The 16267-nt window shown below is 70.8% G+C and carries 13 protein-coding genes; 3 read left to right on the top strand and 10 right to left on the bottom strand.

Annotated elements, in window-relative coordinates; all coding sequences use genetic code 11:
• Positions 1–59: 59 nt before the first annotated feature.
• Positions 60–1427 (top strand): hypothetical protein, encoded by a 1368-nt coding sequence (locus ACQP0N_RS01555; protein WP_433116956.1) that lies wholly within the window; start codon positions 60–62, stop codon positions 1425–1427.
• A gap of 69 nt (positions 1428–1496) precedes the next feature.
• On the opposite strand, the gene ccsB is transcribed toward ACQP0N_RS01555, so the two are convergent.
• Genes ccsB through hemL form a run of 6 tightly spaced genes read right to left on the bottom strand, consistent with a single transcriptional unit; the run spans position 1497 to position 7510 of the window.
• Complete coding sequence (ccsB, locus tag ACQP0N_RS01550; RefSeq protein WP_433116954.1) at positions 1497–2471, bottom strand: c-type cytochrome biogenesis protein CcsB; 975 nt, start codon at positions 2469–2471, stop codon at positions 1497–1499.
• On the bottom strand, positions 2471–4126 hold the full coding sequence (resB, locus tag ACQP0N_RS01545) for a cytochrome c biogenesis protein ResB (RefSeq protein ID WP_433116952.1): 1656 nt from the start codon (positions 4124–4126) through the stop codon (positions 2471–2473). Before resB ends, ccsB begins: the two co-directional genes overlap by 1 nt.
• Positions 4123–4950 carry a cytochrome c biogenesis CcdA family protein gene (locus ACQP0N_RS01540; RefSeq protein ID WP_433116950.1) on the bottom strand — a complete coding sequence of 276 codons (828 nt, stop codon included), beginning with the start codon at positions 4948–4950 and terminating at the stop codon, positions 4123–4125. The genes resB and ACQP0N_RS01540 overlap by 4 nt, the downstream gene beginning before the upstream one ends.
• On the bottom strand, positions 4950–5519 hold the full coding sequence (locus ACQP0N_RS01535) for a TlpA family protein disulfide reductase (protein ID WP_433116948.1): 570 nt from the start codon (positions 5517–5519) through the stop codon (positions 4950–4952). Before ACQP0N_RS01535 ends, ACQP0N_RS01540 begins: the two co-directional genes overlap by 1 nt.
• Complete coding sequence (locus ACQP0N_RS01530) at positions 5519–6166, bottom strand: histidine phosphatase family protein (protein ID WP_355048316.1); 648 nt, start codon at positions 6164–6166, stop codon at positions 5519–5521. The genes ACQP0N_RS01535 and ACQP0N_RS01530 overlap by 1 nt, the downstream gene beginning before the upstream one ends.
• A gap of 6 nt (positions 6167–6172) precedes the next feature.
• On the bottom strand, positions 6173–7510 hold the full coding sequence (hemL, locus tag ACQP0N_RS01525; protein ID WP_433116946.1) for a glutamate-1-semialdehyde 2,1-aminomutase: 1338 nt from the start codon (positions 7508–7510) through the stop codon (positions 6173–6175).
• A gap of 143 nt (positions 7511–7653) precedes the next feature.
• On the opposite strand from hemL, the gene ACQP0N_RS01520 reads away from it, so the two are divergent.
• On the top strand, positions 7654–7989 hold the full coding sequence (locus tag ACQP0N_RS01520; RefSeq protein WP_357133747.1) for an STAS domain-containing protein: 336 nt from the start codon (positions 7654–7656) through the stop codon (positions 7987–7989).
• Positions 7990–8125: 136 nt separating this feature from the next.
• Here ACQP0N_RS01520 and ACQP0N_RS01515 read toward each other — a convergent pair whose 3' ends face one another.
• Both ACQP0N_RS01515 and ACQP0N_RS01510 read right to left on the bottom strand, forming a co-directional pair.
• A complete protein-coding gene (locus tag ACQP0N_RS01515; RefSeq protein WP_433116944.1) occupies positions 8126–9709 on the bottom strand; it encodes an ABC transporter permease in 1584 nt (527 codons plus the stop codon).
• Between the two features lie 86 nt (positions 9710–9795).
• Positions 9796–10692 carry an ABC transporter ATP-binding protein gene (locus ACQP0N_RS01510; RefSeq protein ID WP_433116942.1) on the bottom strand — a complete coding sequence of 299 codons (897 nt, stop codon included), beginning with the start codon at positions 10690–10692 and terminating at the stop codon, positions 9796–9798.
• 90 nt (positions 10693–10782) lie between these two features.
• Here ACQP0N_RS01510 and ACQP0N_RS01505 point away from each other — a divergent pair, with 90 nt between their 5' ends.
• Positions 10783–11280, top strand: a complete 498-nt coding sequence (locus ACQP0N_RS01505; RefSeq protein WP_433116940.1) for a GbsR/MarR family transcriptional regulator — start codon at positions 10783–10785, stop codon at positions 11278–11280.
• On the opposite strand, the gene ACQP0N_RS01500 is transcribed toward ACQP0N_RS01505, so the two are convergent.
• Both ACQP0N_RS01500 and ACQP0N_RS01495 read right to left on the bottom strand, forming a co-directional pair.
• The gene (locus ACQP0N_RS01500; protein WP_355048322.1) at positions 11272–11826 is read right to left on the bottom strand and encodes a response regulator; all 555 of its coding nucleotides are present in this window, start codon (positions 11824–11826) and stop codon (positions 11272–11274) included. The two genes, ACQP0N_RS01505 and ACQP0N_RS01500, sit on opposite strands and share 9 nt — an antisense overlap.
• Positions 11823–16190 carry a HAMP domain-containing protein gene (locus ACQP0N_RS01495; protein ID WP_433116938.1) on the bottom strand — a complete coding sequence of 1456 codons (4368 nt, stop codon included), beginning with the start codon at positions 16188–16190 and terminating at the stop codon, positions 11823–11825. The genes ACQP0N_RS01500 and ACQP0N_RS01495 overlap by 4 nt, the downstream gene beginning before the upstream one ends.
• Positions 16191–16267 lie beyond the last annotated feature (77 nt).

Below are 16267 nucleotides of genomic sequence, written 5' to 3'. Positions count from 1 at the left end.
ATCAGGGGTGCCGGTCGGGCTGGAGTAACGCCGACCGGTCCCCCTCACCAAGGAGATCGATGAGATCTGTGCGTGTATCACGGGGCAGGCTCCTGCGCGGCTTCACCGCGCTGGTCGTGGGCGCCGCGACGGTCGGTGTTGCCGCCACCCCGGCCCTGGCGCAGGACGATCCCGGTTGGGTCGAGGCCCAGCTCTACGACGCCACCGTCGGCAGCCCGGGCGCTCCCGCTCGGACGGTTCCGCTGACCCTGACCAGCACCGGCGCGACCCAACCGCGGGTGACCCTCGACCTGGGCGGCCTGGCCGGCGTCGCCACCGCCACCTTCCCCGCCGCCTGTGTCACCGAGGGCACCTCGGTCACCTGCCCGATGCCGGCCGACGCCACCGAGGAGTTCGGCACCGTCACCGGCACCGTGCCAGTCGTGTTCCGGGCCGCGCCCGGGGCGGCCGACGGGGCAGCCGGCACCCTCGCCTACACGGCGCTCGGCGAGCAGACCGAGCCGTCCACCCAGCAGGCGACGATCACCGTGCGGTCCGGGCCCGACCTGCTCGACATGGTCGACGAGCACGTCGACGGCGTCGACGTGGGTGACACGCACGCCGCCCCGGTGGCCGTGGTCAACGCCGGCGACCAACCGGCCGTCGACCTGCGGCTCACCATGCGCTTCCCGGTGGGCCTCGTCCCGGCCAGCTACCGCAACTGCCGCTACGGCACCGACCAGGTGCTCGCCACCGTGGTCGTCTGCACCGTACGGGGCACGTTCGCGCCCGGCCAGCGGCACGAGCTGCGCGGCGGACTCGCCACCACGGTCAGCCCGGCCACCCTCGGCGACAAGCGGATCACCCAGATCGTGGAGCCGCTGGCGACCGCCGGGCCCCTTCCGAGCGGTGTGCGACTCACGCACCGCGAGGGCGATCAGGCACTGCGGCTCCGGCCGGTCGGAAAGCCGCTCGGCGTGATCCCGGTCGAGGTGGACGGCGCTGGCGGGGAGACCTACCTGCGTGCGGTGCACGGCGCCTTCGACGTCGTCGCCCAGGGCGCCGCCGTCACCGGTGCGGTCGGCGACACCGTCCAGGTCACCGTGGGCCTCCGTAACGAGGGGCCGGGCGTGCCGGACGGCACGATCTCTGGCGACACGGTCGGCGCGTTCTACTTCACCCCGCCCGCCGGCGTCACCGTGGTGGGCAGCCCGCGCTGCTGGCAGACCGGCAGTGAGGAGGAGGAGGAGAACGGCGACGACGCCCCGAAGACCTGGTACTGCGACGGAGGGAGGGCCGTGTTCACCGCCGGGACCAGCAACACGGTCACCTTCGACCTGCGCATCGACAGCCTCTCCGGGACGCCGGGCGAGATCCAGCGATACGGCAGCTTCCCGCGGGTGGACGACAACCCGACCAACGACGTCGCCCCGGTCAGCGTGAGCTGATCACACGCACCATGACGACGCGGGCCGGTCACGGACGATTCCGTGGCCGGCCCGCGCTGCGTTGTCAGGTCAGTTCAGCCCGCCGTACGAGTGCAGGCCGGTGAAGAAGATGTTCACGCCGAACAGGTTCATCAGCATGGTGAGGAAGCCGAGCACGGCGATCCAGGTGGCCACGTTGCGCTTCACGCTGGGCGTGGCCCGCGCGTGCAGGTAGCCGGCGTAGACCACCCAGGAGATGAACGCCCAGGTCTCCTTCGGATCCCAGCCCCACGGCCGACCCCAGGCCGCCTCGGCCCAGATCGCGCCGGCGATCACCGCGAACGTGAAGATCGGGAAGGCGAACGCGTGCAGCGCGAACGTCAGCCGCTCCAGGCTCACCGCGGCGGGCAGCCGCTTGGCGAGGGTGTACGGGAAGCTCCGCTTGCCCTGCTCGTACCCGTTGCGCATGAGGAAGCCGACGGCCGGCACCGCGCCGAGCAGGAAGATGCCGGACGCGAAGACGATGGTCGAGACGTGGATGACGAACCAGTACGAGTTCAGCGCCGGCACCAGCGGCACGATCGGCACGTACAGGACCAGCTCGGCGGTGGCCACCAGCAGCACCATGACCAGGGTGAGGAACAGGCCGAGCTTGCGCAGCGACGGCCGCTTCCAGAGCACCACCAGCCAGGCCGCGACCCCGATGAACGTCACGGTGAGCACGAACTCGTACATGTTGCCCCAGGGCATGCGGTCCGCCGCGAGACCACGGGTGACCAGCGCCGCGAGGTGCAGTACGGCGGCCAGCGCGGTGGCAGCCACCGCGACCAGGCCGGCGATCCGGGCACGCGCCGCGCCGTCGGCCGTCGGCGGGACCGGCGCGGGCGGCTCGGGGATGACGCCACCGCCACCGCCGACCCCCGCCCCCACCAGCTCGCGGGCGGGCGACGCCACGACAGCCCGGGTACGCGCGTTGCCCAGCGCGTACTCGACGGCGTGACTGATCATCGCGATCAGGTACGTCAGGATCGCGAAGGTCACCAGATTGTCGGAGAGCGCGGACATCACTCGGTCCCTTCTCGCACACCGGCCCGGTCGCTGGAGTCAGCGTTGGTGTCGGCCTGCTCGGCAGCCCGATCGGCACCGCCCACGGCGGTGACGAGCTGGGCGAACTCGTCGGCGAACCCTGGATAGTCGGTGCGCGGCAACCCACCGGCCTCCATCAAGCTACTACCGCCCGTCGGAGATCCATCCGCCGGGTCGGCCGGTGCCACCCGGAAGAACACCCGGCGACGCCTACCGAACAGCGAGCCCATCAGCCCGACCAGCAGCACACCGCAGCTCACCAGCAGCGGCGTCGAGCCGGGGTCGTGCCGGACGGAGAGCGTCACGTACCGCTCGGTGCCCAGGAACTCGACCGTGGTGCCGTCGTCAAGCGTCCACTTCTCGCCCTTGCGGAGCAGCTTGCTGCCGACTTCCTTGACCTTGCCGTTGCGCACCTGCCGCTGGTCGAGCTGGTAGACCGAGCCGGGGATGCCGGCGTCCAGGCCGAGGTTGCCCCGGTAGGCGACCAGGTTCAGCGCCGGGTTGCGCTCGGTCGGGTACTCGGAGCGGACGAACGGCGGCTGCTGCGGCGCCGTGGGCAGGTAGATGCCGGTGAACGCCATCTGCTCACCCGGCACCCGCTTGCCGGTCGCCGGATCGACGTTCGCGTCCGGGAAGGCGGCCAGCCCTTCGCTGGTCAGGCCCATGTCACCGGTGGTCAGGAACGGTTCGTCACTGACCTGGCTGTTGCCGTACCGGTCGGTGTAGCGGATCACCGGGGCGTACCCGTGGCCGAGCAGGTAGACGCTCGCGTCGGCGAGGCGCAGCGGCGAGTTGACCGAGAAGTCCGCGCTGCGGGTCGGCTCGTCGGGGCCGTCCACGGTCACCCGGGCGTTGAAGAACTCCGGCTGACCGGACGGCAGGAACCGGGCCTGGAAGTCGTCCAGCCGCAGGCAGAAGCGGGGCAGGTCGGCGGTGTCGACGCGAGGGCCGAGCTTGGCCTCGGCGTACTGCTGGCGGGTGTTGCAGAACGCGTTGTCCGCGCCCGCCACCAGCAGGCGGTTGCCGCTCCACCCGTACCAGGAGCCGAGCGCGACGCCGATCAGCACCGCGATGAGCGAGGTGTGGAACAGCAGGTTGCCGGTCTCCTTGAGGTAGCCCTTCTCGGCGGAGACCTCGTTCCCGCGTACCTCGACCCGCCAACGGCGCTTGCGCAGCACCTCGGCGACGGCGTCCACGCCGCCGGCCGGGGCGGGCAGCGTGGTGTGCTGCGGCAGCCGGGCCATCCGCCTGGGCGCGACCGGTGGCCGGGACCGCAGCGCCCGGAAGTGGTCGCGCAGGCGGGGCGTGATGCAGCCGATCAGCGACGTGAACAGCAGCAGGTAGATGGCGGAGAACCAGACCGAACCGAAGACCTCGAACGCGCCGATCCGGTCGAGCCGAGGCGCCCAGTCGGGGTGATCGACGAAGTACTGGTTGACCTTCTCCGGGCTGATCCCGCGCTGCGGCAGCACCGATCCGGGGATCGCGGCGATCGCCAGCAGGAAGAGCAGGATCAGGGCCGTACGCATGCTGGTGAGCTGCCGCCACGAGTTGCGCAGCAGGGCCAGCAGCCGGCTGGGCCGGCGGCGCGGCGCCGGGGCCTCGGCCTCCGGACGCTCGTCGACGACCGTCATATGCTCACCTCGCCCACCCCGACGGTGGTCTGCAACCAGATCACGAAGCTCTGCCATCCACCGGTGACCAGCGCCAGGCCGATCAGGATGAGCAGAGCGCCGCCGACCCGGGTGACCCAGCGGCTGTTGCGCCGGATGGCGCGGAAGACCCCGAGCAGGCGTTCGAAGCCCAGCCCGAAGACGACGAACGGTATCCCCAACCCGAGGCAGTACGCCACGGCGAGCACCACGGCCCGGTCGCTCTGACCGCTGGTGGCCGCCATGCCCATCACCGCGCCGAGCGTCGGGCCGGTGCACGGCACCCAGCTGAGCGCGAACACCGCGCCGAAGACCGGTGCGCCGAGCAGGCCGGCCGACGGCAGCCGGGAGATCCGGAACTCGCGTTGCAGCGCCGGAATCATCCCCAGGTAGCCCAGGCCGAGCACGATGATCAGCACGCCGACGACGATCTCCAACTGCCGCTCGTAGTCGAAGAAGACCCGACCGATGCCGGCGAACAGGATCGCGGTGGCCACGAAGACCACGGTGAAGCCGGCGATGAAGAGCAGCGTCCCGGCGAGCACCCGGCCCTTGACGGCGACCGTCGCGGTCCGCTCCCGGACCGCGACGCCGCCGCCCGTCTCAGCACCGTCGGGCGTCGGGGCCGTCGTCGGCCGCCGGCCTTCGAGGTCGGCGCCGGCCAACCCGGTGACGTACGACAGGTAGCCGGGCACCAGCGGCAACACGCACGGGGACAGGAAGCTCACCAAACCGGCGAGCGCCGCCGCGCCGATGGCGAGCACCAGCGGCCCGCTCTGGGCCAGCTCCTTGAACGTCTCGCCCATCAGTTCGACGCCGGCTTCTCGGCCGCGATCTCGTCCACGATCGGCCGCAGCTCGTCCTGGGTCACCGCACGGCGGATCACCGAGGCGACCCGGCCCTCCCGGTCGAGCACCACCGTCGCGGGGACGGTGTTCGGCGGGATGTCCAGGCCGAGCGCCAACCGGCTGGCCGGGTCGAACAGGCTCGGATAGGTGACCCGGCCCTCTTCGAACGCCTTGGCCTTGTCCCGCGAATCCTGCACGTTGATGCCGAGGAAGGTCACCCCGGAGCCCTTGGTGGCCTGGTAGACGGCTTCCAGGTCGTCCGCCTCGGCCCGGCAGGGCGGGCACCAGGAGCCCCAGAAGTTGACCACCACGACCTGACCCCGGGCCTGGGTGACGTCATAGTTGCCGCCGAGGAGCAGCTCACCGGCGAGCTTCGGCGGAGCCGAGCGCTGGTCCGGCGCACATTCGATGATGCCGTCGGAGGTGGTCGAGCAGGTCTTCTCCTGCCCCTTCGCCGACGTGCAGCCGGCCAGCGCCACCGTGGCGACGGCAGCGAGCAGAGCGGCGGTCCACCTCCGGGCGGTCATCAGGCCCCCTTGGCCGTCCGGGCTGTCGCGGAGAGAGCGACGAGGTGAGCGGCCGGCTCGCTGTAGCCGATGCCCACCACCTTCGCGTCGTCGAAGTGGAACGACGTGAGGCTCGCGAGCCCGCACTGGCGCTTGCGCGGGTCGTGCCAGAGCCGCTTGCGCTCGACGTAACGACGCAGGGTCCAGATCGGGAGCTGGTGCGACACCAGCACGGCCTCGCGCCCCTCGGCGGCGACCCGGGCGGCGTGCACGGCCGCGAACATCCGCTCGGCGATCACCCGGTACGCCTCCCCCCAGGACGGCGTCACCGGGTCGCGCAGCACCCACCAGTTGCGCGGGTCGCGGAAGGACCCGTCGCCCGGGGAGACCTTCTTGCCCTCGAACCAGTTGGCGCTCTCGATCAGCCGCTCGTCCACCCCGACCGGCAGGCCGAACTGGGCGGCGATCGGCTCGGCGGTCTGCTGGGCGCGCTCCAACGGACTGGCCACCACGTGCACGATCTCCCGCTCGGCGAGACCCTGCGCGGCGGCCTTGGCCATCTGCACGCCCAGCTCGGAGAGGCGGAAACCGGGCAGCCGCCCGTACAGGATCTGGTCGGGGTTGTGCACCTCGCCGTGCCGGAGCACGTGGACCACCGTCTTCGCCACTGCTTGTTACCCCCCGTGACCAGCGGCTGCCGCCGCGTTCGCCGCCGTCGGCAGCGCGGCGGCGATGTGCTCCAGAGCGGCGTCGTCGATCGCCGCCGACACGAACCACGACTCGAACGCGCTCGGCGGCAGGTAGACGCCGGAGGCGAGCATCGAGTGGAAGAACGCCTTGAACGCCGGCACCTGCTGGGTGCGCGCGCTGTCGTAGTCGACCACGTCGGCGTCCGTGAAGAAGATCGAGAACATGCTGCCCGCGTACGACAGGCGGTGCGGGACCCCGACGGCGGCCAGCGCGTCGGACGCCAGCTTGCCCACGACGGCGGCCGTGTCGTCGAGCTTGCGGTAGAGCGCGTCGTCGGCGAGCCGCAGGGTCGTCAGACCGGCGGCGCACGCCAGCGGGTTACCGGAGAGCGTCCCGGCCTGGTAGACCGGGCCGGCCGGCGCGAGACGCGCCATGATGTCCGCGCGCCCGCCGAACGCCGCGGCGGGCAGGCCACCACCCATGACCTTGCCGTACGTCCACAGGTCCGCGTCGGAGGCGTCGAGGCCGTGCCACCCGGCGCGGGAGACCCGGAACCCGGTCATCACCTCGTCCACGACGAGCAGTGCGCCGTGCGCGTGGGCGATGCGGGCCAACTGCTGGTTGAAGCCGTCGCGGGGCGCGACCACGCCCATGTTGCCGGCGGCGGCCTCGGTGATCACGGCGGCGATGTGCGGGCCCTCGGCGGCGAACGCCTCCTCGACGGCCCGGATGTCGTTGTACGGCAGCACGATCGTCTCGCTGGCCGCCGCGCCGGTGACGCCCGGCGAGTCGGGCAGGCCGAGGGTCGCCACACCGGAACCGGCGGAGGCGAGCAGCGCGTCGACGTGACCGTGATAGCAACCCGCGAACTTGACGATCTTGGAGCGGCCGGTGAAGCCACGGGCCAGCCGGATCGCCGACATGGTCGCCTCGGTGCCGGAGTTGACCAGGCGGACCTGCTCCACCGGCGTCCGGTCGACGATCTCGGCGGCCAACTCCACCTCGCCCGGCGTGGGCGTGCCGAAGCTGGTGCCCCGGGCGGCAGCCGTCTGCACGGCGTCCACCACCGCCGGGTGGGCGTGCCCGAGGATCAGCGGACCCCACGAGCACACCAGGTCGACGTAACGGCGACCGTCGGCGTCGTACAGCCACGGACCCTCGCCACGGACCATGAAGCGCGGGGTGCCGCCAACGGCCTGGAAGGCGCGCACGGGAGAATTGACCCCGCCGGGCACGATGGCGCGGGCGCGGTCGAACAGGGCCTCGGAGGCCGGCGCGTCGGCCGGGTAGCGGCCAGATCCGGCGGAAACGATGTCGGTCACGATGCCGCCATTGTGTCAGCGCCGGACGGTCAACCAGCAGCCACCCCGGGCGAGGGTTACCGGGCTCACCCAGCTCCGGTGCCCAATGGGCCGGCTCGTCGCCTCGACAGGCCGGGTCGGCTGGATCGCGCTAGGCTGACCGAGTGGATCGTGCCGAACTGTCCATCACGCTACACCGGACGGGTGACGAAGCAGTGCTTCGCCTGGCCGGTGAGATCGACATGCTCACGGCCGCCCAGCTCAGCACCGTGGTCAACGAGGTGTTGACCGATCCGCCCCCGCGGATCGTGCTCGACCTCGGCGGCGTCACCTTCTGCGACTCGCAGGGCCTGGGCACGCTCGTGGTGCTCAGCCGCAAGGCCAGCCACGCGCAGAGCCTGCTGATGCTCACCCACGTCGGTGACTTCCTGATCCGCGTCCTGGACATCACCGGCCTGCGCAGCGCCCTGATGATCAAAAACGACCAACCCACGGGTTAACCCCAACCCCTCCCACCCCGCGCCCGGCCGCCGACTCCCGGCGTCGATCATGAAGTTATTGCCAAATTCTGTCCCATTTGTCGGCAATAACATCATGATCAACCCGCTTCCAGCAGCCCCGTGATCAACGCGTGCGTTAGGGGGTGGGGACGTCTCGGGTGTGGAAGGTCTTCAGGGCCAGGGTTGACAGGGTTGCTGCTGCTGCCGTCAGGGCCACCAGGGGTAGGGCTGTCCAGTTGTCGTTCAGGACCTGGGGGGTGTGGGTGAACGGGGAGATGTCCAGGACCCACTGGCTCAGGTCCAGGATCGCGCCGATCTGACCCAGCAGCAGGCAGCCGGCGAGCACCGCCCAGGCGGCCCAGGAAAAGCGGGGCAGCCAGCCCACCAGCAGCGCCGCCAGCCCCGCGAGGACCCACGCCGCCGGGACCTGGGCCAGCCCCACGCCGAGCAGCCGGGGCACCTCACCGCCGACGTCACCGACACTGATGCCGTACGTCAGTCCCGTCGCCGCCCCCGTCACGGCCAGCACCACCACCGGGCCGAGCAGCGCGAAGACCAGGTGCGCCGCCAGCCAGCGGACCCTGCTCACCGCCGTGGCGAGCAGCGGTTCGGCCCGCCCGGCCGTCTCCTCCGCCCGCGCCCGCAGCGCGGCCTGGATGCCGTAGCCGGCGGCGGCCAGCGCGGTCAGGCTCAACGTGCTGCCGAGGTACGCCTCCGCCAACGTCGACGACCCACCCAGCCGGGCCAGCAGCTCGGCGACCTGCTCGTTGCCCTGCACCGCGTCGCCGGCCGCGTCCGCCGCGCCGCCGAGCACCAGACCGAGCAGCCCGAAGCCGATCGCCCAGCCGAGCAACTGGCCCCGGTGCAGCCGCCAGGCCAGGCCGAACGGTCCGGCCAGGGCGCCGCCCGCGGTCGCCGGACCGAGCCGGGGCGGCAGCACGCCGGCGCCCACGTCCCGGCGTACCGAGACGGGGTACGCGACGAGCGCCACCGCCACACTGAACAGCACCGGCAGCAGCAGCACCCACCAACGCTCGTCGGCGAAGGCCCGCCCCCGGGGCGCCCAGCCGAGCGGGGAGATCCAGCTCAACCATTCGGCACGTCCGCCGCTGCCACCGGAACCTCCGGCGTCGCCGCCGAGGCGCAGCGCGAACGCCAACCCGAGCACGCCGAGCCCGATGCCGCGCGCCCCGCCGGCGCTCTGGGTGAGCTGCGCGGCCAGGCCGCCGACCGTGGCGAACGCGATGCCGGTCAGGGCCACGCCGGCGCCGAAGACCAGCGATCCGGCACCAGGCAGGCCCGCCGCGACCAGGCCGCCGGCGATGAGCAGGCCGAGCAGCAGATTCGCGGCGTACGTGACCAGCAGCGCCGCGGTCAGCCCGGCGTACCGGCCGAGGACCGATGCGCCGAGCAACTCCCGCCGGCCGGCCTCCTCCTCGGTGCGGGTGTGTCGTACCACCGTCAGCACGCTCGCCAGGGCGGCGATCAGGGCGAACAGCCCGGCCCGCTGGACGGTGAGCGCGCCGGTGCTGTCGCCGTACACCGGACCGAGCAGCGCGACGATCGACGGGTTGCTCGCCGTGCTGGCCAGGTAGGCGGCCCGCTCGGCGGCGGTCGGATAGAGGCCGGTGAACGCGCCGGCGTAGCTGGCCGGCAGCACGGCCAGCGGAAGGATCCAGATGGGCAGCACGATCCGGTCCCGCCGCAGGATCAGGCGCACCAGGTGTCGGGTACCGGTGAACGCGGTCGTCGAGCTGCCTTGCGATCGCGACTGCGGGGCTCGCAAACCCGGCTCACTCCTCGCGCTCACGAGCGCACCTGCTCGCCCTGGTAGTGCCGCAGGAACAACTCCTCAAGCGTCGGCGGTTGGCTGACGAGGCTGCGTACGCCGATCTCGGTGAGTCGACGGAGCGCGCTGTCCAGCGCGGCGTCCTCCACGTCGAAGCGCACCCGCTGCCCGTCCACCCGCAGGTCGTGCACGCCGCTGAGCTGACCCAGCCCGTCCACCGGACCGGTCAGCTCGGCCTCGATCGAGGTGCGCCGCAGGTGCCGCAGCTCGCTCAGGGTGCCGGTCTCCACGTCCCGCCCGTTGCGGATGATCGTCACCCGGTCGCAGAGCGCCTCCACCTCGGCCAGGATGTGGCTGGAGAGCAGCACGGTGCGGCCGTCGGCCTTCGCCCGGCGTACCCAGTGCTGGAAGACCTCCTCCATGAGGGGGTCCAGGCCGGACGTCGGCTCGTCCAGGATGAGGAGTTCGGCGTCCGAGGCGAGGGCGGCCACCAGGCCGACCTTCTGCCGGTTGCCCTTGGAGTACGTCCGGCCCTTCTTGCGGGGATCCAGCTCGAAGGAGTCGAGCAGTTCGGCTCGGCGGGCCGGGTCGAGCCCGCCGCGCATCCGGCCGAGCAGGTCGATGACCTCGCCGCCGGAGAGGTTGGGCCAGAGCGTCACGTCGCCCGGCACGTACGCCAGCCGGCGGTGCAGGGCCACCGCGTCGCGCCACGGATCGCCCCCGAGCAGGCGGACGACCCCCGCGTCCGTCCGCAGCAGACCGAGGAGCGCCCGAATGGCCGTCGACTTGCCGGCGCCGTTCGGCCCGAGGAACCCGTGCACCTCGCCGGCGCGGACAGTCAGGTCGAGACCGTCGAGCGCCCGGACGCGGCCGAAGGTCTTGACCAGGCCGGACACTTCAATCGGAGTTTCCATATATCGGAAGCTACACTCGTTTCACAAAGTTGTGAAGCCAGTGTGAGCGGGGCACCATCGGTGCCCACGAACCATGCGGGAGGGGCAGAGATGGCAGCGGCCGACGGCCACGACCCGGTGCACCTCTTCGTCGAACGGATGGCCCTCACGTTCGCCGAGGTCGGCTTCCCGCGGATGGCCGCTCGGGTGCTGTTCACCGTGATGAGCGCGGACGATCCGCTGACGGCCGCCGAGATCGGCGAACGGCTCGGAGTCAGCGCGGCGGCGGTCAGCGGCGCGGTCCGGTACCTCACCCAGTTCGGCATTCTGATCCGCGAGCCGGTCCCCCGCTCCCGCCGCGACCGTTACCGGATGCCGGAGAACCCCTGGTACGAGGGGACCATCACGAAGACCGCGATCTACAAGACGTTCATCGACGTGGCCGAGGGCGGCATCGGGGCGCTCGGCGCGGAGACGCCGGCCGGTGAACGGGTGGCCGAGATGCGCGACTTCTTCATCTTCGTCCAGGAAGAGATCGACTCACTGGGCGAACGCTGGCGCGTCCGCCGAGCCCAGACCGGCCACCTGCGCCCCGGCGAGTCAGGCTGAGCTACCCCAGCGGGCCTGCTCCAACAGCTCCACCGCCCGGTCCCGCGCCTCGGAGTCGTCGGAGCGCAGCAGGGTGGTGGCCTCGTCCACCGCGTCGGTGAGTCGCCGCCACTGCGCGTCACGCTCCCGCACCAGGTCCGACTGGGCGGCCAACTGCCGGGTCTTCACCCACAGCTCGACGAAGACCGACACCTTGGCCCGCAGCACCCACGGATCGAACGGCTTGGTCAGGTAGTCCACGGCGCCCACCTGGTAGCCCCGCAGAGCGAGCTGGGCGTCCCGGTCGGCGGCGGTGAGGAAGATGATCGGCACGTGCCGGGTGCGCTCCCGGCGCTTGATGTGACTGGCCGTCTCGAAGCCGTCCATGTCCGGCATCTGCGCGTCCAACAGGATCACCGCGAAGTCGTCCACCAGCAACTGCTTGAGCGCCGCCTCGCCACTCTCCACGGCCACCGACTGGACCGGCAGGCCCTGGAGGATCGCCTCCAGGGCCATCAGGTTCTCCCGGCGGTCGTCCACGAGCAGCGCCTTGGCCATCTGGGTCACGAAGTCTCCTCGGTACGGCTGCCGCTGATCCAGGACGACATCAGCTCGATCAGGTCGTCGAGGTCGACCGGCTTGGTGATGTAGTCGCTTCCTCCGGCCGCGAGCGCCGACTCGCGGTCGCCCGGCATCGCCTTCGCGGTCAGGAAGACGACGGGGAGGTCGGCGAACCGGTGGTTACGCCGGATCTGACGGGTCGTCTCGTACCCGTCCTGGTCGGGCATCATGGCGTCCATCAGCACGATGTCCACCTCCGGATGCTCGGCCAGCAGGCGGACGCCGTCCGCCCCGTTGTCCGAGTACAACACGGTCATGCCGTGCAGCTCCAACGCGCTGGTCAGAGCGAAGACGTTGCGTACGTCGTCGTCCACGATCAACACCGTGGCCCCGTCCAGCTGCCGGGTGGCCGGCGCCTCCGGCCGCTCCGGCAACAGCTCCAGCGGCGGCATGAGCAGCGACGACGGGAGGCCGGCGCGCTGTGGCGACGGCGGCTGCGGCGCGACGACCGCGTCCGGAGCGAGGACCTGGGGTACGAACAACGTGAACGTCGAGCCCTGCCCGGGCGCCGACGAAACGGTGATCGTGCCGCCGATCAGTCGCGCCAGGTCCCGGCTGATCGACAGACCCAGACCGGTGCCGCCGTAGCGGCGGCTGGTCGTGCCGTCCGCCTGCTGGAACGCCTCGAAGATGATCGACAGCTTGTCGTCGGAGATGCCGATCCCGGTGTCGATGACGGTGAACGCGATCACCTGCTGGGCGTTCGTCAGCGCCGGCACGTCGAACACCGCGTTCGGCGCGGCCGGGGCGATCCGCAACGTCACCGCACCGTTGTCGGTGAACTTCACCGCGTTGGAGAGCAGGTTGCGCAGGATCTGCTGCAACCGCTGCGCGTCGGTCACCAGTGCCGGCGGCAGATCCTTGCTGACGCGTACCTGGAAGTCGAGATTCTTCTCCTCGGCCTGCGGCGCGAACGCCTGCTCGACGAAACCGCGCAGCTCGGTGAAGCGGATCTCGGTGGGCTCGACGTCCATCCGGCCCGCCTCGATCTTGGACAGGTCGAGGATGTCGTCGATCAGCCGCAGGAGGTCGGAGCCGGAGCCGTGGATCGTCCGGGCGAACTCGATCTGCTTCGGGCTGAGGTTCTGCTCCGAGTTCTCCGCGAGCAGGCGGGCCAGCAGCAGCAACGAGTTCAGCGGCGTACGCAGCTCGTGGCTCATGTTGGCCAGGAACTCCGACTTGTACGCCGACGCCCGGGTGAGCTGCTGCGCCTTCTCCTCCAGGCCGAGGCGGGCCAGCTCGATCTCCCGGTTCTTGGTCTCGATGTTGCCCTTCTGCTCGGAGAGTAGGGTGGCCTTCTCCTCCAGCTCGGCGTTGGTGCGCTGCAACTCCGCCGACTGCTCCTGCATCTCGTGCGCCAGCCGCTGCGACTGGGCCAGCAGCTCCTCCGTACGCCGGTTGGCCTGGATGGTGTTGACCGCGATGCCGATGGTGAGCACCAGCCGCTCCAGGAACGACAGGTGCAGCTCGGAGAAGGCGGACACGCTGGCGAACTCGATCACCCCGAGCAGCTCCCCCTCGAACAGCACGGGGAGCACCACCAGGTCGGTCGGGGGTGTCTCGGCCAGACCGGAGCGCAGCGTGAGGCGGCTGTTCGGTGGGGCGCTGACCCGGATCGTCCGGCGCGACAGGGCGGTCTGCCCGACCAGCCCCTCACCCGGGCCGAAGGTCACGTCGTGCCCCCGCGCCACATAGCCGTACGACGAGGTCAACCGCAGCCGCATGCTGCCGTCGGTGTCGTCGGCCAGGAAGAACGCGCCGAGTTGCGCGTCGACCAGCGGCGTCACCTCGGTCATGATCATCCGGCAGACCTCGCCGAGGTCGCGCTGGCCCTGCAACAGGCCGCCGATGCGGGCCAGGTTGGAGTCCAGCCAGCCCTGCTCGGCGTTCTTCTTGGTCGTCTCCCGGAGGGTGACGATCATCTGGTTGATGTTGTCCTTCAGCTCGGCGACCTCGCCCTGCGCCTTGACGGCGATCCGCTGGGTCAGGTCGCCCCGGGTCACCGACGTGGACACCTGGGCGATGGCCCGTAGCTGGGTGGTCAACGTCGAGGCGAGCTGGTTGACGTTCTCGGTGAGGTCGCGCCAGGTGCCGGAGACGCCCTTGACCTGCGCCTGACCACCCAACTTGCCCTCAATGCCGACCTCGCGGGCCACCCGCGTGACCTCGTCGGCGAACGACGAGAGCTGGTCCACCATCGTGTTGACGGTCGACTTCAGCTCCAGGATCTCGCCCTGGGCGTCCACGGTGATCTTCTGCGACAGGTCGCCCTTCGCCACGGCCGTGGTCACCGAGGCGATGTTGCGGACCTGGCTGGTCAGGTTCGACGCCATCGAGTTCACGTTGTCCGTCAGGTCCCGCCACGTACCGGAGACGCCCTTGACCTGCGCCTGACCGCCGAGCTTGCCCTCGGTGCCCACCTCACGGGCCACCCGGGTCACCTCGTCCGCGAACGACGAGAGCTGGTCGACCATCGTGTTGACCGTCGACTTCAGCTCCAGGATCTCGCCCCGCGCGTCCACCGTGATCTTCTGCGACAGGTCGCCCTTCGCCACCGCCGTCGAGACCTGGGCGATGTTGCGGACCTGGGCCGTCAGGTTCGACGCCATCGAGTTCACGTTGTCGGTCAGGTCGCGCCAGGTGCCGGCGACCCCCCGCACCTGGGCCTGACCGCCGAGCTTGCCCTCGGTGCCCACCTCGCGGGCCACCCGCGTGACCTCGTCGGCGAACGACGAGAGCTGGTCCACCATCGTGTTGACCGTCGACTTCAACTCCAGGATCTCGCCCCGCGCGTCCACCGTGATCTTCTGCGACAGGTCGCCCTTCGCCACCGCCGTGGTCACCGAGGCGATGTTGCGGACCTGGCTGGTCAGGTTCGACGCCATCGAGTTCACGTTGTCCGTCAGGTCCCGCCACGTACCGGAGACGCCCTTGACCTGCGCCTGACCGCCCAGGTTGCCCTCGGTGCCCACCTCGCGGGCCACCCGGGTCACCTCGTCCGCGAACGACGAGAGCTGGTCCACCATCGTGTTGACGGTGTTCTTCAGCTCCAGGATCTCGCCCTGCGCGTCGACGGTGATCTTCTGGCTCAGGTCGCCCTTCGCCACGGCCGTGGAGACCTGGGAGATGTTGCGGACCTGGCTGGTCAGGTTGCCGGCCAACTGGTTGACGTTCTCGGTGAGGTCACGCCACGTGCCGGAGACGCCGCGTACCTGCGCCTGACCACCCAACTTGCCCTCGATGCCCACCTCACGGGCCACCCGCGTGACCTCGTCGGCGAACGACGACAGCTGGTCCACCATCGTGTTGACGGTGTCCTTCAGCTCCAGGATCTCGCCCTGCGCCGCCACGGTGATCTTCTGCGACAGGTCACCCCGCGCCACCGCCGTGGAGACCTGCGCGATGTTGCGGACCTGGGCGGTCAGGTTCGACGCCATCGAGTTGACGCTGTCGGTCAGGTCCTTCCAGGTGCCCGCCACGTTCGGCACCTCGGCCTGCCCGCCCAACTTGCCCTCGGTGCCCACCTCGCGGGCCACCCGGGTCACCTGCTCGGCGAAGAGCCGCAGCGTGTCCGTGAGGTAGTTCATGGTGGCGGCCAGCTCGGCCACCTCACCACGAGCGCTGACCGTGATCTTCTGCGACAGGTCGCCCTTGGCCACCGCCGTCGCCACCTGCGAGATCGACCGCACCTGGCCGGTCAGGTTGGACGCCATGGTGTTCACCGAGTCGGTGAGGTCCTTCCACGTGCCGGCGACACCCCGTACGTCGGCCTGGCCGCCCAGCTTGCCCTCGGTGCCCACCTCACGGGCCACCCGGGTCACCTCGTTGGAGAACGACGAGAGCTGGTCGACCATCGTGTTCACGGTGCGCCCGATCCGCAGGTACTCACCGCGCAGCGGCCGACCGTCGATCTCCAACGCCATGTGCTGGGACAGGTCGCCGTCGGCCACCGCCACGATGACGCGGGCGATCTCGGTCGTCGGCCGGCCCAGGTCGTCGATCAGCGAGTTGATCGCCCGCTGCCCCTCCGCCCAGGAGCCGTCCAGCCCTTCGTCATCGAGCCGCTCGGTGAGCCGACCGTCCCGACCGACGATCCGGCTGATCCGCCGCAGGTCCAGGTACTGACGCTCCTGGACCGAGACCACCTCGTTGAAGGCGTCCGCCACCTCGCCCGCCTTGCCGGCGCGACGGGGCAACCGGACCTTCAGATCACCGCGACGAACCCGTCGCAGCGCCTCGGTCAGCTCATCGAGAAGCGCGTCCTGGTCGGGCACGGACGGATCCGCGTACGACTGCTTCGCCGTGGTCATGATGCCTCGCTCACCTGGGGGGGTCCGTGCCCGTACAGACACACCGGCACCCCATATTGTGCCCGCGTCGGCCGTAG

This window comes from Micromonospora sp. CA-246542 (assembly GCF_050942905.1).
In the GTDB taxonomy this organism is placed as follows: Bacteria; Actinomycetota; Actinomycetes; order Mycobacteriales; family Micromonosporaceae; genus Micromonospora.
The sequence above is the reverse complement of the archived record's forward strand: the minus strand, read 5'-3'. Positions and strand labels throughout refer to the sequence as shown.

Coding starts and splice junctions, on each gene's coding strand:
- ACQP0N_RS01540 (WP_433116950.1), bottom strand. CDS start 4,950: ATGGGCGAGACGTTCAAGGAGCTGGCCCAGAGCGGGCCGCTGGTGCTC.
- ACQP0N_RS01505 (WP_433116940.1), top strand. CDS start 10,783: ATGGCAGCGGCCGACGGCCACGACCCGGTGCACCTCTTCGTCGAACGG.
- ACQP0N_RS01495 (WP_433116938.1), bottom strand. CDS start 16,190: ATGACCACGGCGAAGCAGTCGTACGCGGATCCGTCCGTGCCCGACCAG.
- ACQP0N_RS01510 (WP_433116942.1), bottom strand. CDS start 10,692: ATGGAAACTCCGATTGAAGTGTCCGGCCTGGTCAAGACCTTCGGCCGC.
- ACQP0N_RS01535 (WP_433116948.1), bottom strand. CDS start 5,519: ATGACCGCCCGGAGGTGGACCGCCGCTCTGCTCGCTGCCGTCGCCACG.
- ccsB (WP_433116954.1), bottom strand. CDS start 2,471: ATGTCCGCGCTCTCCGACAATCTGGTGACCTTCGCGATCCTGACGTAC.
- ACQP0N_RS01555 (WP_433116956.1), top strand. CDS start 60: ATGAGATCTGTGCGTGTATCACGGGGCAGGCTCCTGCGCGGCTTCACC.
- resB (WP_433116952.1), bottom strand. CDS start 4,126: ATGACGGTCGTCGACGAGCGTCCGGAGGCCGAGGCCCCGGCGCCGCGC.